Source organism: Lysinibacillus sp. 38-6, assembly GCF_046245175.1.
Classification (GTDB): Bacteria; Bacillota; Bacilli; order Bacillales_A; family Planococcaceae; genus Lysinibacillus.
In genome coordinates, this window is the sequence record NZ_CP176417.1 from 411,007 (window position 1) to 436,859 (window position 25,853).

The 25,853-nt window shown below is 38.3% G+C and carries 29 protein-coding genes; 13 read left to right on the plus strand and 16 right to left on the minus strand.

Features of this window, described 5'->3' with window-relative positions; all coding sequences use genetic code 11:
- The first annotated feature begins 7 nt into the window (after positions 1–7).
- Entirely contained in the window at positions 8–916 is a 909-nt protein-coding gene (locus ACKVEV_RS02180; RefSeq protein WP_409368760.1) for a ferrochelatase, read from the plus strand.
- Between the two features lie 164 nt (positions 917–1,080).
- Positions 1,081–1,824 (plus strand): class I SAM-dependent methyltransferase, encoded by a 744-nt coding sequence (locus ACKVEV_RS02185; RefSeq protein ID WP_409368761.1) that lies wholly within the window; start codon positions 1,081–1,083, stop codon positions 1,822–1,824.
- Between the two features lie 269 nt (positions 1,825–2,093).
- On the opposite strand, the gene ACKVEV_RS02190 is transcribed toward ACKVEV_RS02185, so the two are convergent.
- Entirely contained in the window at positions 2,094–2,588 is a 495-nt protein-coding gene (locus ACKVEV_RS02190; RefSeq protein ID WP_409368763.1) for a hypothetical protein, read from the minus strand.
- A gap of 373 nt (positions 2,589–2,961) precedes the next feature.
- Here ACKVEV_RS02190 and ACKVEV_RS02195 point away from each other — a divergent pair, with 373 nt between their 5' ends.
- Positions 2,962–4,089, plus strand: a complete 1,128-nt coding sequence (locus ACKVEV_RS02195) for a CamS family sex pheromone protein (RefSeq protein WP_409368764.1) — start codon at positions 2,962–2,964, stop codon at positions 4,087–4,089.
- A gap of 85 nt (positions 4,090–4,174) precedes the next feature.
- Here ACKVEV_RS02195 and ACKVEV_RS02200 read toward each other — a convergent pair whose 3' ends face one another.
- From ACKVEV_RS02200 to ACKVEV_RS02215, 4 genes are all read right to left on the minus strand, one after another.
- Positions 4,175–5,443: a PTS ascorbate transporter subunit IIC gene (locus ACKVEV_RS02200; protein ID WP_409368765.1), complete on the minus strand. Its 1,269-nt coding sequence runs from the start codon at positions 5,441–5,443 to the stop codon at positions 4,175–4,177.
- A gap of 32 nt (positions 5,444–5,475) precedes the next feature.
- Positions 5,476–5,742 (minus strand): PTS sugar transporter subunit IIB, encoded by a 267-nt coding sequence (locus tag ACKVEV_RS02205; protein ID WP_409370482.1) that lies wholly within the window; start codon positions 5,740–5,742, stop codon positions 5,476–5,478.
- Between the two features lie 2 nt (positions 5,743–5,744).
- On the minus strand, positions 5,745–6,206 hold the full coding sequence (locus tag ACKVEV_RS02210) for a PTS sugar transporter subunit IIA (RefSeq protein ID WP_409368766.1): 462 nt from the start codon (positions 6,204–6,206) through the stop codon (positions 5,745–5,747).
- Positions 6,207–6,318: 112 nt separating this feature from the next.
- The gene (locus tag ACKVEV_RS02215) at positions 6,319–6,495 is read right to left on the minus strand and encodes a hypothetical protein (protein WP_409368767.1); all 177 of its coding nucleotides are present in this window, start codon (positions 6,493–6,495) and stop codon (positions 6,319–6,321) included.
- A 158-nt stretch (positions 6,496–6,653) separates the two neighbouring features.
- Here ACKVEV_RS02215 and ACKVEV_RS02220 point away from each other — a divergent pair, with 158 nt between their 5' ends.
- The 4 genes from ACKVEV_RS02220 (at position 6,654) to ACKVEV_RS02235 (ending at position 10,762) form a co-directional block, all read left to right on the plus strand.
- On the plus strand, positions 6,654–7,004 hold the full coding sequence (locus ACKVEV_RS02220; RefSeq protein ID WP_409368768.1) for a helix-turn-helix domain-containing protein: 351 nt from the start codon (positions 6,654–6,656) through the stop codon (positions 7,002–7,004).
- A 1,055-nt stretch (positions 7,005–8,059) separates the two neighbouring features.
- Complete coding sequence (locus ACKVEV_RS02225) at positions 8,060–9,355, plus strand: M48 family metallopeptidase (protein ID WP_409370483.1); 1,296 nt, start codon at positions 8,060–8,062, stop codon at positions 9,353–9,355.
- A 112-nt stretch (positions 9,356–9,467) separates the two neighbouring features.
- Entirely contained in the window at positions 9,468–10,283 is an 816-nt protein-coding gene (locus tag ACKVEV_RS02230) for a YitT family protein (protein ID WP_409368769.1), read from the plus strand.
- Positions 10,284–10,399: 116 nt separating this feature from the next.
- Complete coding sequence (locus ACKVEV_RS02235; protein ID WP_409368770.1) at positions 10,400–10,762, plus strand: MmcQ/YjbR family DNA-binding protein; 363 nt, start codon at positions 10,400–10,402, stop codon at positions 10,760–10,762.
- An 86-nt stretch (positions 10,763–10,848) separates the two neighbouring features.
- Here the strand turns inward: ACKVEV_RS02235 and ACKVEV_RS02240 are convergent, their stop codons facing one another.
- The 6 genes from ACKVEV_RS02240 to ACKVEV_RS02265 form a co-directional block, all read right to left on the minus strand.
- Positions 10,849–11,193: a GIY-YIG nuclease family protein gene (locus ACKVEV_RS02240; protein ID WP_409368771.1), complete on the minus strand. Its 345-nt coding sequence runs from the start codon at positions 11,191–11,193 to the stop codon at positions 10,849–10,851.
- A 16-nt stretch (positions 11,194–11,209) separates the two neighbouring features.
- Positions 11,210–11,965, minus strand: a complete 756-nt coding sequence (locus ACKVEV_RS02245; protein WP_409368772.1) for a DUF2087 domain-containing protein — start codon at positions 11,963–11,965, stop codon at positions 11,210–11,212.
- Positions 11,966–12,094: 129 nt separating this feature from the next.
- A complete protein-coding gene (locus ACKVEV_RS02250; protein ID WP_409368773.1) occupies positions 12,095–12,970 on the minus strand; it encodes an ABC transporter permease in 876 nt (291 codons plus the stop codon).
- Positions 12,954–13,889 (minus strand): ABC transporter ATP-binding protein, encoded by a 936-nt coding sequence (locus ACKVEV_RS02255; RefSeq protein WP_409368775.1) that lies wholly within the window; start codon positions 13,887–13,889, stop codon positions 12,954–12,956. The genes ACKVEV_RS02250 and ACKVEV_RS02255 overlap by 17 nt, the downstream gene beginning before the upstream one ends.
- 5 nt (positions 13,890–13,894) lie before the next feature.
- Complete coding sequence (locus ACKVEV_RS02260) at positions 13,895–14,299, minus strand: DUF3021 domain-containing protein (RefSeq protein ID WP_409368776.1); 405 nt, start codon at positions 14,297–14,299, stop codon at positions 13,895–13,897.
- Entirely contained in the window at positions 14,296–14,748 is a 453-nt protein-coding gene (locus ACKVEV_RS02265) for a LytTR family DNA-binding domain-containing protein (protein WP_409368777.1), read from the minus strand. Before ACKVEV_RS02265 ends, ACKVEV_RS02260 begins: the two co-directional genes overlap by 4 nt.
- 321 nt (positions 14,749–15,069) lie before the next feature.
- On the opposite strand from ACKVEV_RS02265, the gene ACKVEV_RS02270 reads away from it, so the two are divergent.
- Positions 15,070–16,098, plus strand: coding sequence for an AbrB family transcriptional regulator (locus ACKVEV_RS02270; protein WP_409368778.1), 1,029 nt, complete (start codon positions 15,070–15,072; stop codon positions 16,096–16,098).
- A 49-nt stretch (positions 16,099–16,147) separates the two neighbouring features.
- Here ACKVEV_RS02270 and ACKVEV_RS02275 read toward each other — a convergent pair whose 3' ends face one another.
- Positions 16,148–17,842 (minus strand): methyl-accepting chemotaxis protein, encoded by a 1,695-nt coding sequence (locus tag ACKVEV_RS02275; protein ID WP_409368779.1) that lies wholly within the window; start codon positions 17,840–17,842, stop codon positions 16,148–16,150.
- Positions 17,843–18,165: 323 nt separating this feature from the next.
- Here ACKVEV_RS02275 and ACKVEV_RS02280 point away from each other — a divergent pair, with 323 nt between their 5' ends.
- The 3 genes from ACKVEV_RS02280 to ACKVEV_RS02290 all read left to right on the plus strand — a co-directional run bounded on the left by ACKVEV_RS02280 (position 18,166) and on the right by ACKVEV_RS02290 (position 21,086).
- Positions 18,166–18,306: an RAxF-45 family protein gene (locus ACKVEV_RS02280; protein WP_409368780.1), complete on the plus strand. Its 141-nt coding sequence runs from the start codon at positions 18,166–18,168 to the stop codon at positions 18,304–18,306.
- A gap of 104 nt (positions 18,307–18,410) precedes the next feature.
- Positions 18,411–20,210: a ribosomal protection-like ABC-F family protein gene (abc-f, locus tag ACKVEV_RS02285; RefSeq protein ID WP_409368781.1), complete on the plus strand. Its 1,800-nt coding sequence runs from the start codon at positions 18,411–18,413 to the stop codon at positions 20,208–20,210.
- A gap of 141 nt (positions 20,211–20,351) precedes the next feature.
- Complete coding sequence (locus tag ACKVEV_RS02290) at positions 20,352–21,086, plus strand: hypothetical protein (RefSeq protein WP_409368782.1); 735 nt, start codon at positions 20,352–20,354, stop codon at positions 21,084–21,086.
- Positions 21,087–21,138: 52 nt separating this feature from the next.
- Here the strand turns inward: ACKVEV_RS02290 and ACKVEV_RS02295 are convergent, their stop codons facing one another.
- Positions 21,139–21,333 (minus strand): hypothetical protein, encoded by a 195-nt coding sequence (locus ACKVEV_RS02295; RefSeq protein WP_409368783.1) that lies wholly within the window; start codon positions 21,331–21,333, stop codon positions 21,139–21,141.
- 73 nt (positions 21,334–21,406) lie between these two features.
- A complete protein-coding gene (locus ACKVEV_RS02300) occupies positions 21,407–21,787 on the minus strand; it encodes a hypothetical protein (RefSeq protein ID WP_409368784.1) in 381 nt (126 codons plus the stop codon).
- Positions 21,788–21,961: 174 nt separating this feature from the next.
- On the opposite strand from ACKVEV_RS02300, the gene ACKVEV_RS02305 reads away from it, so the two are divergent.
- Complete coding sequence (locus tag ACKVEV_RS02305; RefSeq protein WP_402923776.1) at positions 21,962–22,492, plus strand: NfeD family protein; 531 nt, start codon at positions 21,962–21,964, stop codon at positions 22,490–22,492.
- A 15-nt stretch (positions 22,493–22,507) separates the two neighbouring features.
- Positions 22,508–24,064: an SPFH domain-containing protein gene (locus ACKVEV_RS02310; protein WP_409368785.1), complete on the plus strand. Its 1,557-nt coding sequence runs from the start codon at positions 22,508–22,510 to the stop codon at positions 24,062–24,064.
- Between the two features lie 226 nt (positions 24,065–24,290).
- On the opposite strand, the gene ACKVEV_RS02315 is transcribed toward ACKVEV_RS02310, so the two are convergent.
- A complete protein-coding gene (locus ACKVEV_RS02315) occupies positions 24,291–24,827 on the minus strand; it encodes a GNAT family N-acetyltransferase (RefSeq protein ID WP_409368786.1) in 537 nt (178 codons plus the stop codon).
- A gap of 24 nt (positions 24,828–24,851) precedes the next feature.
- Complete coding sequence (locus tag ACKVEV_RS02320; RefSeq protein WP_409368787.1) at positions 24,852–25,676, minus strand: methyl-accepting chemotaxis protein; 825 nt, start codon at positions 25,674–25,676, stop codon at positions 24,852–24,854.
- Positions 25,677–25,853: the final 177 nt, after the last annotated feature.

The following is a 25,853-nucleotide window of genomic DNA, read 5'->3' on the forward strand; positions in this document are numbered from 1 at the left end:
AAATAAAATGATTGGTATTATTTATTACGCTTATGGCGCACCGAAATCTCTAGATGATGTGACACCTTATTTTACAAAAATTATGAAGGGTAAAACACCACCTCCGCCTGTCATTGAAAGTGTGACAGCGCAATTTAGAAAATTAGGTGGTGTCGATCCATTAGCAGCCAATACGAGCCGTATTGCGAAAGGTCTGGAACACGCTTTACAGCAACGCGTAACACAGCCTATCAAAGTATATAACGCCTACAAAAATACTGAACCATCTATTCCAGATGTGATTGATACGATGCTTAAAGACGGCATTACCACTTTTATTACGCTCCCTGTAAATCCAATTATGTCTACTGCTGCTAGTGCGTTTCATGAGGAGGTAAGTACGTTATTAGCTTCTCATGATGTAACCGTTATTCAGGCGAAAAATTGGCATTTACATGAAGAATTACTTGCTGTTTATAAAGATCGTGTACAGCGTGCTGTTGAATGGATTCCTGCTGAAAAACGAGCGCAGACGCATGTTTTATTCACAGTTCATAGTCAGCCAATTGATCCTGAGCGCAATGAAAACTATGTCCGTCAGTTCTCCGAATTATCTGAAGCGATTTCTAAGGCAGCTCAAATCGATAACTGGCATCTTACATATCGAAGTGGAAATGGAAAAGGCGATTGGCTAGGCCCGAATGTTAAAGATATGATTAATAAATTATATCAAGAAGGTGCACAAGGGTTTGTGACATGTGAACTGCTATCCCTATCTGCAGATATCGAGTCCTACTTTGAAATCGGCATAGACTGTCAAACAATTTGTGAAGAACTGCAAGTGGAATTTGCCCAATCCGAATTTCCGGCAGATAGCTACGATACGATTCAAGCGTTAGCAGCCATTGTGGCATCATTTATTCCGGCGGAAGCATAAGGGGTGTAGTACGAATAGTTGTATAAATGCATAAACAACCAACCAGGTACTTAATGATTTATAAAAGTGCCTGGTTTTATTTTGGAGGTTTTTGTTTGCTTAACTTATAGTTAGCTTTAGTAAATACATTTTCTTTATAATATAAAGTAAGGAGATGTTGACGAATGGAAAACTATTTTTATGAAGCGTTTGATGGACTAACAAGACAAGGTCCAGGGAGTGAACAATCAACAAAAAAGGCATTTTCCCTACTGGACTTAGATCGAAATGATGAGCTGAAAATTTTGGATATTGGATGTGGGCCAGGCTCGCAAACACTATTATTAGCAGCAGAATTTCCAAATGCCCACATTACGGCAATTGATACAAATGAAACAAGCTTAACAACACTTAAGGAAAAGCTACTACAAAGAAGGTTAGAAGAGAGAGTCAGTGTGCAAAATGTTTCTATGTTTGACATGGACTTTAAGCCAGAAACATTTGACCTTATTTGGGCGGAAGGTTCTATTTATATTATGGGCTTTCAAAAAGGACTTGCAAGTTGGAAACCTCTCTTAAAGCCAGGGGGGTATCTTGTATGTAGTGAAATATCATGGTTACATGACAATCCTTCTGATGATAGTAAAGAATTTTGGAACGAGGGATATCTAGAAATGGATACTATCCCTAATAAAATCAACCAAATTACAGCTTTAGATTATGGCTATGTTTTTTCTTTCGTTTTACCAAAGAAGGATTGGGTAGAAGAATATTACAATCCACTTGAACTATCCTTACAACAAATGGAGAAAAAATACGATACCGATGCGGACGCATTTAGTGTAATCAACATGATTAGACAAGAAATAAAATTATATCAACATTATTATCACGATTACAGCTATGTTTTTTATGGTGTTCGGAAGTAGTGTGATAATAGCAAATTATTTTTTCTAAAGAAAACTAACAGCACTAGAATCCTTTTGAATAAAAGGGTAGTGTTAGAACAAAGTAAAGAAATAAAAGCCGTTAGTGCTGTAGTTAATTAGTGTTCATAATGGAAGCCGCGAAAGATTGATGTACAACATTCGTGGCTTTTTGTGTCAAGCATTCATTTTAACGTTTATTTGTATAGTTAGACTATTAAGCAAATACCTCAAGAGAATTGCTAATTTGTGTAGGGTATATTGGAGTTGTTTTATGACAGCGTAGTTACTTGTTCAAGTGTGTTCCATTCAACTATTTGTTCACTTTCTTTTCCATTGACCTTAAAACTAATTTTTAATCTGCGTTCACTGTCTTCTTTTACCTTTTCTCCCAATACTAATTTAAGTGTGATTTTACCATCGCCATCTATTTCTACATCATTTAAATTTTTTAAATCTCCAACATCGGACTCACTATATATCCCCGATTTCTTATATCGATCTGCGCCAAAGAATGTATATTTTATACTATCTTCCTCGTATGTAATAGGCTGTTTATCTTTTTTTATCAATTGAATAGATTCTATTGTTACTGGTGCTTTCCCTGACCAATTAATCGGTATAACCAAATAATAAGTTTCTTCATTCCAATCAGCGCCAAAGTTAATTAAACTAAACTGACCATTTACTGCCTTGCTCTGCTCGTTACAGCCGACTATTGCAATCAAACAGAATATGAAACTTAAACATAGTAGAAATTTTTTCATATAAACACTCCCCTATCGTTGTCAATCCGCATTTCTACGTAGCTTTAGTAGTATTTCATATATTTAGTATTTAGTAAATATTTTACCTATTAAATTGTTTTGGGACAATAATAAATACAGCCTTATAGCACGCTATTTGTTCTGCACAGTCACAATGGGCTATGATAGCTACTTTCAATTTCATAGTATTAAAATAGAGGAGATTTATAGAAAACTTCCTGTATGGAGATAAGTTAATTGCTATTGATTATGAAGTAAAAGATCAGGGGATATTCATTTTGAAAAAAGGAGTTTAAACTTCAGATATTTGTAAAGAGATTTTATGGTAATATAAGGTATGTGGTTATTTTAATGAGTAAGGAGCATACTCGAGATGGTTATACGGAAAAATGCACTATTTTTATTATCACCTTTATTATTATTAGCTGGTTGTAGTGGTGATGATGACGTTGAGAAAGATGAAAAAATGTACATATCTTCCTTTCAAAAGAAGGAAATATACGAGATACAGCAACCTGCAAAAACGAATATATCCAGAGGGTTAATTGTTAGTAATATGAATAATACGTTAAATATTAATGAAATTGAGAAGGGCTTAATGAGTTTGTCAGTGGAGCATTTTCCTCCTACTAGTTTTTATATGGAGGAAGGCCAATATGTCGATAAAAAGTTGATTAATCAATGGTTAGAGAGGAAAACGGAAGAAGGTTTAGGTTTAAATCCAGCAATTGAGACGAGTACCGGCAATGTTTTAGATGATGAAAAAGAGAATCCACTTATTTTATCACATGTGTTAGAGCAAAATTACATTAATAAAAAAAGTGGCAACATAGAAGGAATGGCATTAGCTATTTCATTAAATGAATATTATGATATTCGCGTGTCGGATGATGATGGCCTGATTTATACAGACCAAGTGAAAGTAGACAGTAATGACGATGATGTCAATGATGTAGAAAAATACGGCAAAGATATAGCGGAAGATATCGTCAATCAATTAAGAAATAACACGACGATCCCGAATGTGCCAATTTATTTAACTTTGTATCAAGAATCCAATAAAAATGATATTATTCCGGGTGTGTTTTTAGCGGAAACGTATATTGAAGAGGGGAAGGTTCGTATAGATAAATGGGTTGATATCGATAAGAAAGATTATACATTCCCTTCAGATGCATTATATAGTTTGGATCAAGATACATATGGTAAATTATTAACGTTTAAAGAAGATATTCAAAAGAATTTTAATCATTTAAATCCTAAAATACTTGGCAAGCTGCGCTATGAAAATGGAAAATTAGCAGATATAAAAATAGAGGTACAGGCACCTTTAATCAATGATACGGAATTGATAGGGCTCCTACAGTTTATTGGGACAAAATTAAATGGTATTTTATTTGACTATGTTCCTGTAACGATTCGAGTGATTGATCAAAAACAAGATGTGGGCATCGTATTGTGGGACCCAAAAGAAAAACAAATTTTTGCAAAACCTATTTAGTGCCAGGCACGCAAACAATTCTGAAAATTAAAAAACTCGTTCTGAGTTAGTACAGAACGAGTTTTATGCATTTAGTGTGACTTCATTACACCGCACCAAATAATTTTAAAATATTGATAATGATGATGCCGACGATTCCAAAATCCGAATCACCAAAGGTAGTGCCTTCATAGCCGATATCGCCCATAAAGATAAGCAGGATCGCTGGAATAAAGCTGATGATTAAGCCATTGGCGAAGGCTCCTGCCATTGAGCCGATGCGACCACCTGTTGCATTTCCGAAAACACCTGCGGCTGCGCCCGTGAAGAAGTGAGGCACAAGGCCAGGGATAATGACTTTTAGCCCGATTAGCGGCAGTACGAACATAGACAAAATACCAGCTAGGAAACTAAAGAGGAAGCCAATGATCACAGCATTCGGTGCAAATGGGAAAATGGTTGGGCAATCTAATGCAGGCTTCGCATTGGGTACGAGCTTATCCGCAATTCCCTTAAAGGCAGGAACAATTTCGGCTATTAACATCCGTACACCCGCTAAAATGATATAAACGCCTGCAGCAAAGGTAATCGCTTGCATAATGGCGAAAACGATGAAATTTGAGCCATCGGATAATTGTCCTTCAATATAAGAACTGCCTGCAAATAGGGCAACAATAATGAAAAATATGCACATTGTTAAGGAAATAGCAACGGATGTATCTCGTAAAAATCCTAATGATTTTGGTACAGGAATGGCTTCTGTCGATTTCGTTTTATTGCCAAAAAGCTGACCTATTTTTGCAGATACGTAATAGCCGATGCTGCCAAAATGACCGACTGCAAAATCATTCGTACCTGTAATTTGTCGCACTGTAGGCTGTAAAATGGCAGGGAAGCCAACCATACAAATACCTAATAAAATAGAACCGACAATAATAAGAGGGATACCACTCATACCGCCAATCGATAAGGAGGTTGCGATTAAACACGCCATAAATAATGTATGATGGCCAGTTAAAAAAATATATTTAAAAGGCGTAAATCGCGCTAGCAATATATTCATTATCATACCAAATACCATAATCATGGCTGTGGATGTGCCAAAAGTCGTTTGCGCAGCTGCTACAATGGCTTCATTATTGGGGATAACCCCTTGAACCTGAAAGGCATGATCGAACATTTTACCAAAATGATCTAAAGATCCAATTAAAACGGTTGCACCAGCGCCCAAAATTACAAAGCCCATAATGGTTTTTAAAGTCCCTGAAAGGACTGTAGAAGTGGATTTTTTTTGTATTAGTAAGCCGATAAGAGCAAAGAGGCCAACTAATATTGCTGGTGTACCTAAAATGTCATTCATCATAACATCTAACATACGAACACCTCAATCCTATTCAATTTTAAAAGCTAATGGAGAAGTGGTTCAAGCTTCGATTGAATTTCTGAAATACTCATCATATTGACAATACGGACAATTGTTCGATTCCCATTATCGAGTTGATCGATAATATCGCCTGCACCGATATAAATATCTGCTTGCTCTGCCCTAGCAGATGCTAAATCTGTATGGGCTACCTCGGCATCTTTTCCAAGTTCAAGCAATGCCTTTTTGACATTTAGCTCCATAATAAAACTACTACCTAAACTATTTCCACAAACAACTAAAATTTTCATCATCATCGCTCCTTTGCAGCATATTGGGTTAGTTTTTCAATAATACACGCTGGACCTTTGCATCCGATTATGTTGTCGATATGACTGGGTTCCTGTAAAACTTGTGTGAGTTCTACTAATGCTTGTAAATGCGATGTATTGTCAGAAGCTGCTAACACAATTACTAAGTACACGGGTTTGTCTGGTCCAAAAAAGACAGGTTTTTGCAACTGCAACAAGCTCATCGATAATTCATTTACGCCATCAGTTGGTCGCGCATGTGGAATGGCTACTTTAGGGGTCAGCACTACATATGGACCATGTAATTCGATGGATTCTATCATAGCTTGAATATAGCGTTTTTCGATTTTGTTTTGCTGTAATAGAGGCAATGAAGCAACACGAATCGCGTCCTGCCAGCTGGCTACTTCGTTTGTAGTTTGAATCGTATCTAGAGTGAGTAACTCGGTCAGCAAGTTGGTCATCCCTCCTTTCACAATCAACATGTCTTCAATCTATGTTATTAAAGCATGCTATCGAATTATGTCAGATTGTCGAATTTTTCATTCTATTGGTCATGTGGTGACATTGTAAGTTTTATCGTTCTTCGGATTGCTGTATCAGCCCTTTTTTCATCAAGCAATTTTTTGTGAAAACCATCCCCCGTAAAATGGCGAGCACCTTTTTTTGATATTCCAATGGCAGTTCATTGACTGTATCCAATATTTCGTTCAAAGTTTTATTAGATGAAAATGCTTCTCTTTGCTTTGACAAGACAATCATCTCCTTGTAACGTGCTTTATGAGTGCATTTTAACATGCGTATTTTTCATTGTCAATGAATTACAGAGTTGTTAAATGCATTGTCAATGCAAAAATGCTTTGATAATGATTTTTATTTCGGTTATAATACAATACAGAGGTGATATTTGCATGGACTCTTTAGGCGAAAGATTAACGTATGCTCGTAAAAACAAAGGGTATACGCAAGATGCACTTGCAGAAACAATCGGCGTATCGAGAGGTGTCATTTTTAATCTCGAAAAAAATAAAACTGAACCACAGATGATTGTCATTAATGCGATTAGCCAATGTTTAAAAATTAATAAAAATTGGCTTTTAACAGGTGAAGGCGAAATGAGCGATACAGATGAGGTTGTACAAAGTGCTAAAGTACTAGCGGACATTTACAGTATTGCAAAAGAATTATCCGAGGAAGAACAATTGTATATCCTTGAAGTGGTTAAAACGTACAAAAAACATACGGAGCAAAGGAACAAGTAAGCAAACAAATCACTATAGCAATCGATCATGGGCTGTCATCGGGAGCCCTTTTTGGGTTTATCCGCGGAGTGAAGGGGAATTACCCGAGGCAGTGTGCAAGGAGAAAATCCCGCGGAGCAGAGCGAGAATCCCGCGAAGCAGAGCGGGGTGCGAGAATTCCGCGGAACAGAGCAAGAATCCCGCGGAGCAGAGCAAGAATCCCGCGGAGCAGTGCGAGAATTCCGCGGAGTAAGGCGAGAATTCCGCGAAGCAGAGTAAGAATTCCGCGAAGCAGAGCGAGGATTCCGTGAAGCAAGGCGAGAATCCCGCGGAGCACGGTGAGAATCCTGCGAAGTAGAGTAAGAATTCCGCGGAGCAGCGAGAGAATTCCGCGGAGCAGAGCAAGAATCCCGCGGAACAGAGCGAGAATTCCGCGGAACAGAGTGATAATTCCGCGAAGCATTGCGAGAATTCCGCGGAGCAGAGAGAATCCCGTGGAGCAGAGCAAGAATTCCGCGGAGCAGAGTAAGAATCCCGCGGAGCAGAGTGAGAATTCCGCGGAGCAGAGTAAGAATTCCGCGGAGCAGTGCGAGAATTCCGCGAAGCAGAGTAAGAATCCCGCGGAGCAGTGTGAGAATTCCGCGGAGCAGCGAGAGAATTCCGCGGAGCAGAGTAAGAATCCCGCGGAACAGAGTAAGAATTCCGCGAAGCAGAGCGAGGATTCCGCGAAGCAGCGAGAGAATTCCGCGAAGCAAGGAAAGAATTCCGCGGAGCAAGGAGAGGATTCCGCGAAGCAGAGTAAGAATTCCGCGAAGCAAGGAGAGAATTCCGCGGAGCAGAGCGAGGATTCCGCGAAGCAACAACAGAATTCCGCGGAGCAAGGAAAGAATCCCACAAAAAGAGGATAAGATGACCCGAAGCGATTTCGTTTTGTCGCAGGTATAACTAGGTGCATGCATCTTTTTTGAATGACGAAGGACAATAAAGGTGAAAATCTATAAAATTTGTTCTAACTTTTTCAATTTAGCTTACACTTACTATAGGACAAACTTTGTGTGAAGTAAGGGGGAACTAACATAGCGAAAAAAATGGGAATTGTTGCGCTACTATTATTTGGTGCTTACGTTCTTTGCATGTATTGGTATATATTCCATAGTGGTGGTGGCACATTACCGCGTGCGTTTCAAGGAACAGCTGCGGACCCAGTGATGTTTATGTCTGAAAAAGAGTTAAACTTGAGTATTGAATATTCAAAAATCAGAAACTTCTTATTTTTTGTAGTCACACCTTTTGAATGGCTTGTTTATATGGCAATTTTATTAATGGGTGTGTCTCGATACTTTGAAAAAGTTGCGGCTTCTCAATCGAAATGGAAGTTGCTTCAAAACGCTGGCTATTTATTTTTGTTATCGTTTTTGCTGTATGTCGTGTTATTTCCAATTGACTATTATCGCTACTATTTAAGTAAAAGCTATGGTATTAGCACACAGGCTTTTTCCTCTTGGATGCGTGATGGTGTCATTGATTTTTGGGTTAACTTTGCAATGACCTTTATTGTTGTATCCGTTATTTATTGGCTCATTCAAAAGAGTGCGAAAAGATGGTGGCTATATGCATGGCTGCTTACGATTCCCTTTACAATATTTGTAATGTTTATTCAACCAGTTGTTATTGATCCGTTATACAATGATTTTTATCCGTTAAAAAACAAAGAGTTGGAAACAAAAATTTTAGCAATAGCTGACCAAGCCCAAATTCCGGCGGAGCACGTCTATGAAGTCAATATGGCGCAAAAGACGAATGCTTTAAATGCTTATGTGACGGGAATCGGTAGTAATTCAAGAATTGTGCTCTGGGATACGACGTTAAATCGTTTAACGGATAATGAAATTTTATTTATTATGGCACATGAGATGGGCCATTACGTGGAGAAACATATTTATTTTGGCATTGCGGGTTATTTATTGTTGACCTTAATAGGGCTTTGGATAACAGCGAAGATTATGAGGTGGACCATTGCTAAATACGGAAAAGCATTGAAAATCGCGAAAATAAATGATATTCACTCCTTGCCACTATTTTTACTCATAACATCTTTTTTATTATTTGCATCGAGTCCTTTATCTAATTATGTATCAAGATATCAGGAAACAAGAGCGGATAACTATGCAATAGCAATGATGGGCGATCGAACAGCAGCAGTCTCGGCATTTCAAAAGCTGACGATTTCAGGGCTGAGTGAAGTCAATCCACCGCTTCTAGTCAAATGGTTCCGCTATACGCATCCAACCATGCTTGATCGCATTATGAAAGTAGCGGAAATGGAACAACCGAAAAATGATAAGCCACTAAAGGAAGAACAGAAAAAATAGCATTGATTGAAAGACATTAATCCACGAAGCCCAAGGTTTTTTAGGCGTATAAGTTGGGTATTCTATAGAAAAGATTATCAAAATTGGTCGTTGTAGAATGGTAGGGGAGCTTATGCGCAATATTGTTATGATTACGCTTGCATCGATTTTAATGGCTTTTGCCTATAATTTTTTATTAATCCCGCATGAGATTTTAAGTGGTGGTTTAAGTGGGATTGCCATTATGCTTGGTATCGTTACGCCTCTGAATACAGGTGTGTTAAACCTTTTATTAAATTTGCCGTTGCTCATTTTAGGTGTGATGAAGCTAGGGAAACGTTTTATTGCGTATACAATATTATCAGTTGCGGTAATGTCTATATCATTACTCATTATTCCGATTTATAAGGCAACGGAGGAGCCAATATTGGCATCATTGTTTGGCGGGGTGATTGTCGGCTTAAGTGTAGGGATCATTTTTCGTGCATCTGGTTCCTCAGGTGGTTTTGATATTATTGCCATGCTTCTAAGTCGCAAAAGAGATTTTCCGCTAGGTGCGCTTATTTCAGCTATGAATGGGGTCGTAGTAGCCATCTCAGGTTTTGTTTTTAGTTGGGATGCGGCTTTACTGACACTTGTTTCGATTTACGCCACAGGTAAAGTTGTCGATACAATCCACACAAGTAATATTAAGCTAACGCTGATGATTATTACGAGCAATGGGGAGGATGTAAAACAACAACTGTTATCAAGGTTGCAACGGGGCATTACGATGATGGATGCAAAAGGTGGGTATTCAGGTGAGGGTAGGAAAGTGCTTATTACTGTTATTACCCGCTATCAGCTGGCAGAAGTGAAAAGTTTAATAAAAGAAGTGGATGCGAAAGCGTTTGTTAATATTTTGCAAACGACTGAAGTAATTGGCGTATTTGATCGAGGTACTAAATAAAGACCGGTAAATATAGTTTGTTTTGGAAAAATATATTTGAAAAGCACACGTTATTGATTATAATGATAATCGAACGTGTGTTTTTTTTATTAGTGCGAGATGAAGGGGGTAACTGAATGCAAAAAGATATACTCCATGCGTATTGTTTAAAGCAGCAAGGAGCAACGCATGATTACAAAGAAGAATGGCAAGCAGACCGCTATCATATCGGTGGCAAAATGTTTGCGATGATGGGTGGAGATGCGACGAGAAAGCCTATTATTACATTAAAATGTGAACCGAGTCGTGCAGAAGAGTTAAGAGAAACCTACGAAGGCATTATTCCAGGGTATTATATGAACAAAACACATTGGAATTCCATTTATTTAGATGCGAATATCCCTAATGATTTACTTGAAACATTAATTCAACATTCCTATGAGCTCGTATTCGACAAGTTAACAAAAAAAGCAAAGTGCCAGGCACTCGAACAATTCTGAATTTTGTAAGTGCCAGGCACCCAAACAATTCTGAATATTACGAGTGCCAGTCACTCACACAATTCTCACACAATTCTCATACAATTTTAAGCATTGTAGCCCTTTTCTCCAAATGGCTGAAGTTTTTCGAGCCATTTTTCTTCAAGCTTTTCGAGTTCTTTTTTGGCATCAAAATAGCCCTCTTCTTTTTCCTTCAAATGTTCTACTACTTCGAGATGGAAAGCGTCCTTGCCAAATGTATTGTAGTCTGCTTGTAAAGCTTTATTCGTATACGTATTGGTTTTTAGCATAAACTGAAAGCCGTTTAGGCGTTTTAAATTATTGAAGCTGCCAACAAACACTTTACCATTTTGTTTGTTTGTCATGGTAAATACACCAGCTTCGATTTTCATTTCTTTATAAAGTTCTTTTAATTCTTTTTTATGATCCATTATGAACCCTACTTTCTTATTTTTTTACCCAATAGGCACTGCCATCGTCTTGACGATCCATAAAACCATATTGAATTAAATAGCGTCGAATTTGAACATAATCCTCATAGATCGGTTGGATGATTGCATTGAGTTCTTTTTCTGTATATTGTTTTGACTCATCGAGAAGCTTGGTAATAGCACGTAGTACGACTATTTTATGTTTTTCTCGTTTTGGGAAGCGGACGAGCGCTTGACCAATACCGTGAGGGAAGTATTTAGCAAGTAGCTGTTGTTCTTCCGTGACCGTAATATTATATCGATCGTCGACCATTGTAGCCGTTTTGTGAATGGCTACAAAAGGCTCTTCCTTTTGATCGTGTTCTTTTAGTAGTTCCATCATGGCAAGGAATGTTTTAGCCTGACGTTCTTTTTCCTTTAAAGCAAAACGATGGTGACGAATCGTTGTCGCGCTACCAATTGCAAGCTCTTCTTTAATTTCCTGATCGGATTTACCTTCATAAAAAAGGCGTAAAATATGACTTTGATGTTCGGTTAAACCTGTCAGCTTTTTATTTAATCCATTTAAATAATGGAAAACGGATTGGTGTGTAACGGCAATATGATGTTGCATAAATTTTTCAGCTTCGTATAATACATTTTCATGAGGATAAATAATCCCTTTCTCCACCTTCTCCCCACAGAGTAGGCAAGTAAAGTGTGTAGCTTCATCTGTATAGCCTTGTTTAATGTCTTCGATTGAAGCTTGCCAAAATAATTGATTTACATCCATTGTGAAACCTCCTGAAAAACAAACGTAATTTTATTTTGTTTGCTTATTTATATATAAAATAACAAAACGTTTGTTAAAATGCAATAAAAATACACATCGTGTTGGCAAGCGATGTGTATAGATGGACTATTAGCGATATTTCTTTTTAAAAATCAGGATAGACAATATAGCAAGCACGAAAATAGTTACGAAAATAATAATATAACTTGTTGCTATGCTAAGGGAATGGCCATTTAGCTCATAAACAATACCGTAATTGATTTTATAGCTTTCGACTTGTGCAGTAGGTACACCGTCAAAAACTTTTGTGATGGAACTTTCCATAAAAGCATTGCGCAATAATAGTGTCGTATGACTGATTGGAAAATACATAATAAGCTGTTGCGCAAAGTTTGGTAGGATGCCAAGTGGTACGTAAACACCACATAAAAAGCCTAGCACTGTCCCCACAATAGTACTCAATGTTGAAAAAGCATTTTGTGTGCTGACAAAAAGGACGAGAAATACATTAAAGACGCTTGCAAGCAACACTGATAATAATAATATGCCGATTACTTTCATTAGTTCTGATAAGCCAAGTAGCTCGCCGCCAGTAGAGACAATGAATATTTCACAACCTACGAGGGCAACGAAGGAAAAGATACAGCCGATTATAAAAGCGTTTAGTACATAGCTCATTTGAATCGTTGCGCGGGAAATAGGTGCTGTTAGAAAATCGGCTGTCGCCTTTGATTCCATGTCTCGTACAGCAATAGCAAATGCCGCTAAAGTTGTCGTCACAGCTATCATCGATAATAAACCTGCTACTAGCCATTCATTGACCATAGCAATCAACTCAGGTGTCGCCTTTGTCAGTTGCTCAATTGCATCCACTTGCATTTTTTGTAGAAATACAGCGTACAGCACAATAACAATCATAACGGAAAGCAGGGAGAAAAAGACTTGTGTTTTATCTCGCCTGAACACTTTATTATTGCGTTGTATTAAGCTAATCATCGCTTCCATTCGTCTCATCTCCTTGTGCCATAATATGAAGAAACACATCATCCATCGTTCCTTTCATGACTTCAAACGAGGCCAAAAGGGGCTCTGCACTTTTCAACAGTGTCAGTGCATGCATAGTAGAGTCCACACGTACTAAGAAAATGCCTTGCTTTTCGGTGAAATGTAATGCGTTGTCCTGAAGCCACTTTTTTCCGAGTGAGCAATCATGAAATACCAGTGCCATTTGGTCGTAGGCATAGGTTGTTTTTAAAAAATCAGGCGTTCCTGTAGCGACAATGCGACCTTGATTTAAGACGATGACTTGATGTGCACCTGCCGCTTCTTCCATATAGTGCGTTGTTAAAAATACGGTCATATTCGTTTCAGCCTGAAGTTGTTTGATCGTTTGCCAAACGAATTGGCGTGTTTGTGGATCGAGTCCAGTTGTCGGTTCATCTAAAAATAATATTTGCGGACGATGAATCAGTGCGCGGGCAATATCTGCGCGTCTTTTTTGTCCTCCAGATAATGTGCCATATTTTTGTTGTTCAATATCTTCTAAATGTAAGTAGGTTGATACAAATTGATAGTTTTCTGCAAGCTGTGCCTTCGATAAGCCATATGTTTTGCCACGGTGGACAAGATTTTCACGAACGGTTAATCGTTCATCGAGTAGGCTTTGCTGAAACACGACGCCAATTGATTTCCGGATTTCTGCATTATTCGCTTTTTCATCAAGCGTATAACCGTTAATGGATACTGTACCACTTGATTTTTGTAATAAAGTACATAAAATTTCGATGGTCGTCGATTTACCGGCACCATTGGCTCCTAAAAAGGCGAAAAGTGTGCCTTGTTCTACATTAAAGGATATGCCCTTTACTGCTAAATGCTCGCCATAGTGCTTTTGTAAATGTTCAACTTGAATAGCAAACGTCATAAGTTTTATTCCTTTCTTTTTTGAATAACATTATTCATTTCTTCAATGTCGTTTTTTTGCAATACATATAAAACGCACCATACGATGAAATAAATAATTAATTCTGAGATGAGTACATACAGTATGCCCGCATGTTCAAACCAGCGCCCAAAATAGCCTGCTACCATAACGCAACAAGTAATAGCGATAAAATGGATTAAAAGCTGAATGCCGAATGATAAACGTTCAATATCAAAGATTAGTGATAGTGAACCAATGGCAATACCAAGTATGGCGGCAATAATTACTTGCTCCAGCAATTCTGGTCCTGTCACCATCGCGTGATTAGACATAACACTTAACGTCACTAAAATGTAGGATGAGCAAAGTGAGAATAGTAATCCCATTATCATCATGCGTAGTATTTTCATATAGTGTCCCTCCCGATACCTAAGTGGCGTTTTAATTCTTTTAAATATTTGCGGCTTACATGGATGGACACATCGTTGTCGAGCAGTAATTCCGTTGTGCCAATTTTGCCCATTTGAATAGAAGAAATTTTATTAATGTTAACGAGTGTCGATTTACTAACGCGCGCAAAATCTTTTGCTAATTGGGCTTCGAGTTCATACAATTTGCGTTTCGATTCAAATTCTTGCTCTTCTGTCTGTAAAAAAACTTTTGCTCCTTCAGCGTAAATCGAATAAATATCTGTAATTTTTATCAGATGAATTTCTTGTTGCAAATAGCCATCAAGCATGGTCGTTTGGGCTGCTTGCAGCTGCTTCATTAATTTTTCGATGTGTTCGTTGTATTCCTTGGCATGTATGTGAATCTCGGTTTCTGCTAGCGCGCTATTAATTGTTAAATGAATTTTCATTGGAGGCCTCCTTTGGGTAAGTGTATTACCTCTGCTCCATTATAGAGAAAGGCATATATTGACTGAGTCAGCTTAATCTAAATGTAGCATAGAAATTTCCATATAAGATAAATTGTTCGATAACAGGTTGAAATGAATGACTAACAGGTTGGATTTTTACGATAACTGCAACGAACGTGGATTACCGAGGAAGGGACGTGTTGTTTGTTTGAGTGAATATTCAGAATTGTTTTAGTGCCTGGCACTTGTAAGTACGGGGAGTGGCTTATTGGGGTGCTTCGCGTCATAATAGAACTACTGATGCTTGAGGGGGTGCTTTTTATGTGGACGTTTTATAAGCAATTGTTCTTAACACTTTGTATCGGGTTGTTAGGTGCGCTTATCTTTCAATTATTACATATTCCGATGCCGTGGTTGTTAGGGGCAATAGCGGCAGTGCTTTGTGTACAGTTATTTACTAAAATGAACTTACAGTGGCATAAATATTTCCGTAATATTGGTTTAATTGTGGCGGGTTATTCGATTGGATTTGCGTTTACGAAAGAAGCGCTACAAGATATTCAGCAGTTTTTAAGTAGCATCATAGTGCTGAACTTAATCTTTATTGTGTTATTTTTTGCAATCAGTTATCTAGTGGCAACACGTACGGAATTAGATTATTCCACTGCGCTTACATGTTGCGTACCTGGCGGCATGACACAAATTGTGGCTTTTGCTGAAGAACAAGGCAATATGAACATGGCGGTCATTACGTTTTATCAAGTATTGCGCGTACTGCTCATTGTGGGCTTTGTACCATTAATCATAACTGGCACTGGTGAAAATATTGTTACAGTGGATGGAACATTTTCGTGGCGCTTACTAGCTTTATTAGTTATTTGTACATTAGCTGGTTGGCTTGCAGAAAAGGTGAGAATTCCAACAGGTTACATGTTAGGTCCCGTCTTTTTATTAATGGGATTAAATATAGCAGGTGTGGAGGTACCTAAAATGCCTTTATCCTACCTTCATATTGCACAGCTCTTAATTGGCATATATATAGGGCTTCTATTGAAAAAAGAGGATTTACATTTATCAAAAAAGCATGTCTTTTATGCATTTTTGTCAGCGGGGCTATTTATCGGCTCTGCCTATGTATTATCTTTTGTGATGAAGCATTTGTATGATCTTGACTTCCGCACTGGATTTTTAAGCATTGTACCAGGGGGGCTAGATCAAATGGGCATTATCGCTGCTTCAGTGCATGCCAATGTCACCGTTGTTACAGCCTTTCAGCTTTTCCGTGTATTGATTGTGTCCATTTTTCTTGTGCCGTTCGTAAAAGTCTTTGTGAAAAAAGTGAAAACGTAAAAAGCCTGCACCATTGGGAAGACACGACCAATGAGCAAGCTTTGGGTTATTAATATTTAAACTGATGAATTAAATTTTGCAATGTTTCGGCATTTTTTGTCAAAGTTGTAGCCGCGTTATTAATATCTTCCATCGAGTACAGGTTTGTCTCGGCAATGTGCGAAACAGCTTTTGACTGTTCGCGTGCATCCACTGCAATTTCTGCCATAATTTGAGTAGATGCATTGGCCTGTTCAATACGAGCATATAATTCTTCGGCAATCCCTGATACTTCTTGAATTTTATTTGTCACAATGGCCACTTTTGTTGTAATGCTTTCAAATGCACTATTTGTTGTTTGAACAATGTGGACACTTGAAGCAGCTTCCTTTTCGCTTAGTTGCATATGTTCACTTGCTTCTTGCGCCAGCTGTTGCATCGTATGAATGGTTTCTGTAATTTGAGCAGCAGATGTTTTTGATTGCTCCGCTAATTTTCGAACTTCCTCTGCTACTACCGCAAAGCCTTTGCCATGCTCTCCGGCACGTGCTGCTTCTATGGATGCATTTAATGCAAGTAAGTTCGTTTGGTCAGCAATTGCATGAATAACTTCTACAATATTTCCAATTGTATTCGCATGTGCATCTAGTGCAACAATGGACTTGGCACTTTCTAAAACTGCTTCTGTCATCGCGTGCATTTGGACTTGCATCGCCTGTGCTGTTTGCTCACCATGTTTTGCTGTGTCGAACGCTTCTGAAGCATGCGAAGAAACTTCACTATTTGTCTCCGTAACAAGCTGGATGCCTCCTGCGATATCCTGCATTGCTTCAGCATTTTCATTGGCACTTTGTTTTTGCGTACTAGCGCCACTTGCTAACTCTTGCATATTGGCAGTTAGTTGCTCCGTTGTTCTTGTTGTTGAGCCAGCTGTTGCAGACAATTCAGCAGATGAGGCAGATACTTGGTTGGCCGTTTCATCAACTTGTCGCATCATTTTTCGTAATGTATCGAGCATGGCATTAAACGATTTAGCGAGATCGCCAAGTTCATCTTTTGTGTTGACGACTAGCTGTTGCGTTAAATCGCCTTCTCCTGCAGATATCGTTTCAAGCTGGTGATTTAGCCGCTTTAAAGGTTTAACAATACTGCGTACGAGCAAGGTGCCTGCAATGACAGCGATGATAGCAGCAATGAAAGCGACAACGCCCATTTTAATAAGCATTTTTTGTGCGACGGCAGCGATTTGAGCGGAGGGAACACCGGCAAAAATCATCCCAATTGTTTCCCCTTGGGCATTTTTAATCGGCCCATACTGTGTGAAATACGGTTTGCCCACTACATCGGCTGTGCCACTGTATACATTGCCTTGTGTCAATACGGCTTCTGTTACTTTCGGATCGGCCGTTGTACCAGTCGCACGTTGCCCATCTTTCATAATATTTGTATTGACCCGTGTATCTTGTGCGAAAATGGTAATAGCTGCTTGGGATAACTCACCTAATTGATCGATTAAGGCCGTTTCGTTTGCTATTTTAGCCTCTCCTTTGTAAAGTTCACCATTTTTTAATTGCCATTCACCAGGTAATGTTTGGTCTAAATTATAAATACTTAAATCATAGATTTGGCTAAGTCGTGCTTTCGTTTCGGTTTCAAGAGTTGCTTTCATTTCGCTAATATTAACGAGACCTACCGCAATGAGCACAAATAAAATAATAGTTACAATAAGCAGGCTCATTTTCGTTTGCATTTTTAAATTTTTCATAGAGTCCCTCCACATTTTAATCCACATAAATAAGCAGCAAGTTAGTGTATGAAAACTTGCTGTTCAAGTATATGTTCAAGGAAAACATTTCTATTTTTACTAGTATATAATTGTGGAAGCATTTTGTATATTTCTAAATTAAATAGAATTAGTGAATTTTAAGTTATACTTTTTACCAATTTTGTACGTTTTTTATTGACTTAAACGTCATTTTAAGTAGATGAATGTTTCACAGCGTACTTAGCAAGCTATATAAAACATTTCCCAAATTCTATGCAATATGGTATGATAACACTAATTATTTAGAACGGGGGTGAAAAGGAATGAATCAAAACGCTACGAGAACAGGTGTAAAAGTAGATATTGCTACGTATTTTGCACGTGTTCAAACTTTCGATTTTGCCAATAACGGGATAAGTCTGTCTATTTTTAAGCAAAATCAAATACTACACGTAGCGAATTAACCATTCTTTTTCACAAATTCATGAAGGAAAAGACTGCTTGTTAATCGAGCAGTCTTTTTGTTGTCTATAGATGTTTTTTCGCACGTCTTATGGAGGAAAAAACAATGCAAATGAAAGCTGAACAAATTCAAAAGGTTATTGGTGGTCACTTATTATTTGAAGGACTTCAATTGGAAATTAATAAAGGGGAACATGTGGCGATTGTTGGTGTGAATGGCAGCGGGAAAACGACTTTATTGCAGTTGTTAGCGGGACTGGATCTGCCGGATGCTGGTCGTATCATTAAAAGTAAAGGGGCAACCATTGGTTATTTGCATCAGATTCCGAGCTATCCTTTACTTACAGTAAAAGAAGTACTGGAGGAAGCATTTGCTGAAATATATGCGTTAAAGGCAAAAATGACAGCGTTGGAACAAGAAATGCAAGTGCATGTGACAGATCAAATGTTACACCAATATGGGCAAGTACAGGAGCAATTTATGTTGTTGGGGGGCTATGAAGTAGAGTCTCAATTAGCCATTATTGCAAATGGGCTTGGTATTACAGGTTTACTGTCAGTACCATTTACCAGTATAAGTGGTGGTGAAAAAACAAAAGTTATGCTTGGGCAAATTTTGTTAAGTAAGCCATCTATTTTACTATTAGATGAGCCGACCAATCATTTAGATATGCAAGCGATTGAGTGGCTTGAAAACTATATTCAAAACTTTGCTGGCATCGTTATCGCGGTATCACACGATCGCCATTTTATGAATCAAATGGCGCAAAAAATTATCGAAATAGAGGATGGAGAAGCATTTACGTATAAGGGCAATTATGATGATTTTATTGCGCAAAAAGAAGCTAAAGTTGAACAGCAATTTGCTGAATATGAAGAACAGCAAAAGAAAATTAAAAAAATGCAAGAAGCAATTAAACGTTTAAGACAGTGGGCTAATGAAGCAAATCCACCGAATGCTGCATTGTATCGACGCGCAAAAAGTATGGAAAAAGCTTTGAACCGACTAACGCGTGTCAAAAAACCAAGCGTAAAAAAGAAAATGAATTTAGCTTTAACGATGGCCGAACGAAGTGGTAAAGAAGTGATTCAAATGCTAGAGGTAAGTCATGCTTTTGATAAGCCATTATTTAAGGACAATACTTTATCGGTCTATTTCGGTGAACGTTTGGCCATTGTGGGTAACAATGGTACTGGTAAATCCACATTGCTAAAGATGATGTTAGGGCAGATTGAGCCGAATAAAGGGACGTGTCGGGTAGGAAATAGTGTGAAGATTGGTTATCTATCTCAGCAATTTGAGCATGATAACCCAGCCGTTCGTTTAATTGATGCTTTTCGTGAGCGAGTTGCCGTGTCAGAGGCGGAGGCGCGTCATATGCTTGCCCAGTTTTTATTTTATGGCTATGACGTATTTAAGAAAGTGAAGGACCTTAGTGGTGGCGAAAAAATGCGTTTGCGTTTAGCGCAATTGATGCATGAAGATATTAATTTACTTATTTTAGATGAACCGACAAACCATTTAGATATAGAGGCAAGGGAAGTGTTGGAGGACACACTCGAATCTTTTGAAGGGACAATTATTGGTGTTTCCCATGACCGTTACTTTTTACAAAAAGTCTTTTCCAAAATTGCCTGGATTGAGCGCGAGAAGATTTATGTTTATGAAGGTGATTATGAGTGGGCAAGAACAAAACATGTATTGGAAGATCAGGGTGCGGCTAAAGAAAAAATTGTAAAGACCGTTGTCCAGAAAGATAAGGAAATGCCAATCGATGAACAAATTAGCAAACTTGAGGTAAAATTAAAAGAATCTACACTTGCGAAAGAGCAGCGACAGAAACTTGAACGACAGCTAGAATTGTTATATGAACAATGGTTGGAAGAGGAGACGGGACATGCATAAGTGAAAGCACCTGTAGCAAGGCAGCGAAATCAACATTTCTCAAGAAAACTTTTAATCTTAAGAAGTAAATTACTTGAAAAAAAATCGTATTCGATTTATTGTCTTTAGAGATACTTGTTAAATGGACTTGGAGGATATGGAATGCACGGAATTTATATAAACTACAATGTCTCAGAAACGAATCAAGAAGCACAGTGGCCACGCAAAGTGGATGCATTTGCGTATGTTCAACGAGGTAAACCACAACAAGACAATGACGATTTGCTTTCAATGGAAGAGCTAAGAAGTCATGCAATCCGATATATTAAAAGTTTAAAAGAAAATGCAAGTCTACATTTAGTGGAGCAACATAATGGTGAAATTGAGCATTTCGATCGACGTTTTATGGAATCGCTCAAAGTAAAAGAAAATATTGATTCACAGCTTATTAATCTTGAAGAAATTCGCTTATTATTGCAATTAATGAATGTCTTGAATTTATCCCATAGTTTTGGCGAAAATGCTGGTAAACTGCTACGTCAGATTACACCCTATGCAAAAGATGTGGAACATCCGACTTTCCAAACGACACGTGTAGAACGCCATTTTTACACAGAAATGATCGAACAAATAGAAGCTGTTTATGCACGCATTATGCGCCAACATAATCCTTCTACGACAGAAATGCAACAATCGGAAAAGTTATGGACGACTGTTTGTGAGCAAGCAATAGAAAAGGTAGAGGCACGCATTGAGCGCCTATCTTCCATTAAATTAAAGCACGAAAAAAATTTATTGCAGTATAGCCAATTAAAGCAACAAAACATCGAGGCGAAGGAACGCTTAGATCATGCTGTCAATGAGCTAGACGTGATATTAAATGTATTAGAATCGTAAGTGAGGGGGCTAGCTTTGAGCTAGCCCTTTTTTTGGTAGGATATTACGATACTTAGAAAATCGCTGATAGGGTCGCGGGAATCGCCGATAAAGATGAAGAAATCGCTGATAGGGTCGCGGGAATCGCCGATAAAGATGAAGAAATCGCTGATACGGTCTCGGGAATCGCCGATAAAGATGAAGAAATCGCTGATAGAATATCTGAAATTGGGGATAAAGTGTCGGGAATCGCCAGTGGGACTTGCAATTCGATAATTTTCCACAAAAATAAAAAAGCATGTCGCCAATTGGTTTTAATGTTCCAATTGGCAGACATGCTTTTATTTTATAGTGTTTTTTTCTGCTTCTTCACGTTTCCATTGACGAAAGACTCGTAATAAATCAAACCCTAGGACGAGCACAATAAGATAGAATATAGGGCTATTATAAGATAATCCGATTTCGGATTCGCCGCCTAATAATGTCAGGACAATCCAAAGTCCGACAGTATAGAGCGTTAAAGCAGCATAGGCTTTTTTAGAAATTTTGCTATATGTACCCTTTGACAACACCATGTTAATACAAACAAGGATAATTAATATAACAAGAATGATTTTCTTCGACAAGATTTCCGCTAACGGTGTGGCAGGGAAAAAATCATTGACGAATAGTAAAGTGAAAAATATGAAAATACAAACATTTATAAACGTGGATCGCTTCATGCAATATCTCCTTCGATGCCTTTATTCATTTCTATTGTACCATGGTTTGAAGTGAAGAAATAACAATACGTAAAGGCATAATTGTTTTAAAAATTTAGATAATCTAAAAAATTATGAAACTTTTTTTACAATGCATCCGTATAGTAGGTAATACGTATAAAAGGGGTGATTGACTTGACGCTATTTGGCTATACACTGGAGCAAATTTATTTAGTGGTATTAATTTTCGCAGGGCTTGCAACCATTTTGTTTATGTTTTTTGGCGATGCTGTCGAAGGCATTGGAGAGGCTCTTCCGATTTTTAATCCAAGTGTCATTTTATCTTTCTTTACGTTGATGTCAGCAGCAGGCTTTATTTTAGAAAAGTTAGCCTTTTTCCCAAGCGGATGGAATATAGGTGTAGCTGCAGTGAGTGGAGTTATTTTAAGTACCTTATTTTATTTATTTATTCTTGTTCCACTCAAATCTGCTGATGTTTCTTTAGCTTATACGGAGGAATCTCTTGAAGGGCAGTTAGGGAAGGTGATCGTACCTATACCGTCTGATGGCTTTGGAGAAGTTGTCATAGAGACAACGAGCGGTATGATTGCCAAGCGCGCGGCAGGCTTTGATAATGAGGTCATTGATTATGATACGACAGTTCTCGTTGTTGAAGTGAGGGCAGGTACTCTTTTTGTAAGGGCATATGAAAAGAAATTTATTTAAAGGAGAGATACGAATATGTCAATGGAAATTTTAATTGTTTTAGGGATTGTAGCATTTATTTTAATCGCACTAGTGGCACTATATGTAACAAAATATAAAACAGCGGGTCCTGATGAAGCACTGATTGTAACGGGTAGCTATCTTGGCTCAAAAAATGTACATAAAGATGAGTCAGGAAATCGCATTAAAATTATTCGTGGGGGAGGTACGTTCGTTTTCCCGATCTTCCAGCAAGCTCAACCATTAAGCTTATTATCAAGTAAACTAGAAGTGACAACGCCTGAAGTTTATACGGAGCAAGGTGTTCCGGTAATGGCAGATGGCACAGCGATTATTAAAATTGGTGGTTCCATTTCAGAAATTGCTACGGCTGCTGAGCAATTTTTAGGCAAGCAAAAGTCAGAACGTGAAGGGGAAGCGCGTGAAGTATTAGAAGGGCATTTACGTTCGATTTTAGGATCGATGACGGTTGAGGAAATTTATAAAAATCGTGATAAATTTTCGCAGGAAGTACAGCGTGTCGCTTCTCAAGATTTAGCGAAGATGGGTCTTGTGATTGTGTCCTTTACGATTAAAGATGTGCGTGATAAAAATGGCTACCTTGATTCACTTGGTAAGCCGAGAATTGCACAAGTGAAACGCGATGCAGATATTGCGACTGCCGATGCAGAAAAAGAAACACGTATTAAGCGTGCAGAAGCATCAAAAGAAGCGCAAAAAGCTGAGTTAGAACGTGCAACAGAAATTGCGGAAGCAGAAAAAGAAAATCAATTAAAAGTGGCGGAATTCCGTCGTGAACAAGATATCGCCAAAGCGCGTGCCGACCAAGCTTATGAATTAGAAACGGCACGTGCGAAACAGGAAGTAACAGAGCAAGAAATGCAAATTCGCATTATTGAACGTCAAAAGCAAATTGAATTAGAAGAAAAAGAGATTTTACGTCGTGAAAAGCAATACGATTCAGAGGTTAAAAAGAAAGCAGATGCAGACCGTTATGCAGTGGAGCAAAATGCTGAAGCGGAAAAAATGCGTGAATTGGCGCAAGCAGATGCTGAAAAATATCGTATTGAGTCGTTAGCGAAAGCGGAAGCGGAGAAGATTCGTTTAGATGGTATTGCGAAAGCGGATGCAGAACGTGCACAAGGTGAAACTGAAGCGGATATTATTCGCCTTCGTGGTCTTGCAGAAGCGGAAGCGAAACGTAAAATTGCCGAAGCCTTTGAATACTATGGTCAAGCGGCTGTCCTTGATATGGTTGTACGTATGATGCCAGAGTATGCAAAAGAGCTGGCAAGCCCACTTGGCAATATCGACAAAATTACAGTTGTTGATACTGGCGGTGGCGAAGGCGGCAGTGGTGCCAATAAGGTCACTTCTTACGCTACGAATTTGATGTCCACACTACAGGAAACATTAAAAGAAACTTCCGGTATTGATGTGAAGGAATTAATCGAAAGCTATGCAGGGAAACATACATTGCGACCAGAGCTTGAGCGCATTGCCACGGAGCTAGTAAATAAGCCAGAGCCTGTTGCGTCTGACGAACAACTAAAAGAAACTGTCGAACAATAAATATTGAAAAAAGCTACCTAATTCATCAAGATTAGGTAGCTTTTTATTGTTTTGCGCAACTTTTAATGGCGTTTGATTTAGTTTTAGTGGCGCAAAGTGAGATATTAGTGGCGATTAATCAGCTTTTAATGGCGCAAAGTGAGTCGCTAGTGGCGATTCATCCAGTTTAGTGGCGCGAAGCAAATTACTACTAGCAATCACCTCATCGCATAGTTCGTAACGCCGTTTATTTCCATTCGCTCGCAAGCATGCCATAAACGACATGGTCAACGTAGTGATCGTACAGCCATTCTGCTGCGCGAATCGTTCCTTCCGTTGTGAAATGAAGTCGTTCAGGAATCGCACGACTCTTTGTATTGCCCACTGCTGCACGAATTTCAACTTTGTTCAGTTGGAGTTCGTCAAACGCATATTGTATTAATGCTTGTACCGTTTTTGTCATAATGCCATGGCCTTGCGCGTCTTTTCCGAGCCAATAGCCTATTGCCGCCGTTTTATTGGCATTATTAATTGTATTAAAGCCGGCAATGCCGACAATTTCATTGCGGAACATAATTACAAGAGACAGGCTACTTTTTGCTTCATAGCCAGCAATACAGCCTTCTATATAGCCGATTGTATCAGATAGTTCTTTGGTGAAATCTAACCACGGTAACCATTCACGTAAATAGTCTCTCGAATTATCTGTTAGTGCAAAAACTGCCTGTGCATCGTCTAAAGTGATTGTTCGTAACGTTAATTCTGGATTTATAGGGATTTGCATTTTATTACACTCCAATTCAATCGTTTATTTTAACGCGTTATGCATAAAGCTTTTCATTTCTTGACTTAACGTCGTTAATTCTTCAATAATTTCACTGAAATCTTGGACAAGTTGAGCTTGTTCACTCGTGGCTTCGTTAATTTGTCCCATATTTTGCTTTAAATGATCAAGATTACGATTAATATTGCGTAGTGATGCTTCAATATTTTCTGTTGCACTAGAAGTTTCAAAAGAAAGTTTTCTCACTTCTTGCGCGACGATATTAAAACCAGCGCCATGCTGACCGGCACGAGCCGCTTCAATCGAGGCGTTTAAGCCTAATAAATTCGTTTGACGAGAAATGCTTTTGATTAGATCTGTCACATCATTTGTCTTTTCGGAATCCTCTAGGGCATGATGTGCTTGTTTATTTATTTCCTCACTTGTAGCTGCTAACTCTTCTGAATGGGAGGCGATTGTATGTACTTTATCTTGAAGGCTGTTGAGAATGTTATCCATTGTATTCATATATTGTTCGAGTTTGAGCTCATTATCGATTGGAAGTCCAAAAGCTAGAGCGCCAACCACTTGACCATTTTCTCGAATTGGAAATGCAAAAGCATTGATGGCTATGCCGTAGACATCTTCTGGAATAATGACATCTGCCTTTTTTCCAGCAAAGGCGATGTAGACATTTTGATCATTGGCATTTACTTTTTGGCCATTTACATAACCTGTGTCCACACGTTTGCCTGCTAAATATTTTACTACTGTTTCACTATCTTTCTCAATAACAGCAACGATTGCTTCCTCTTTTAAAGCGAGGTGAATATAGTCTGCTGATAGGGCTAACGCATCGATTATTTTCATGAAACCCCTCCTAAATGACATTATCCATTTACTGTAGCATACTAAGAGCGATTTCAAAATAGTAGGAACATTAAATTTACATAATGAAAATCTTTTTCCATTGAAGAGCCGTTTTATTTTACGATCTATAGAGTTGTCAAATGAAAATAGGTAAAACGATAAAAAAATGCGTATAGT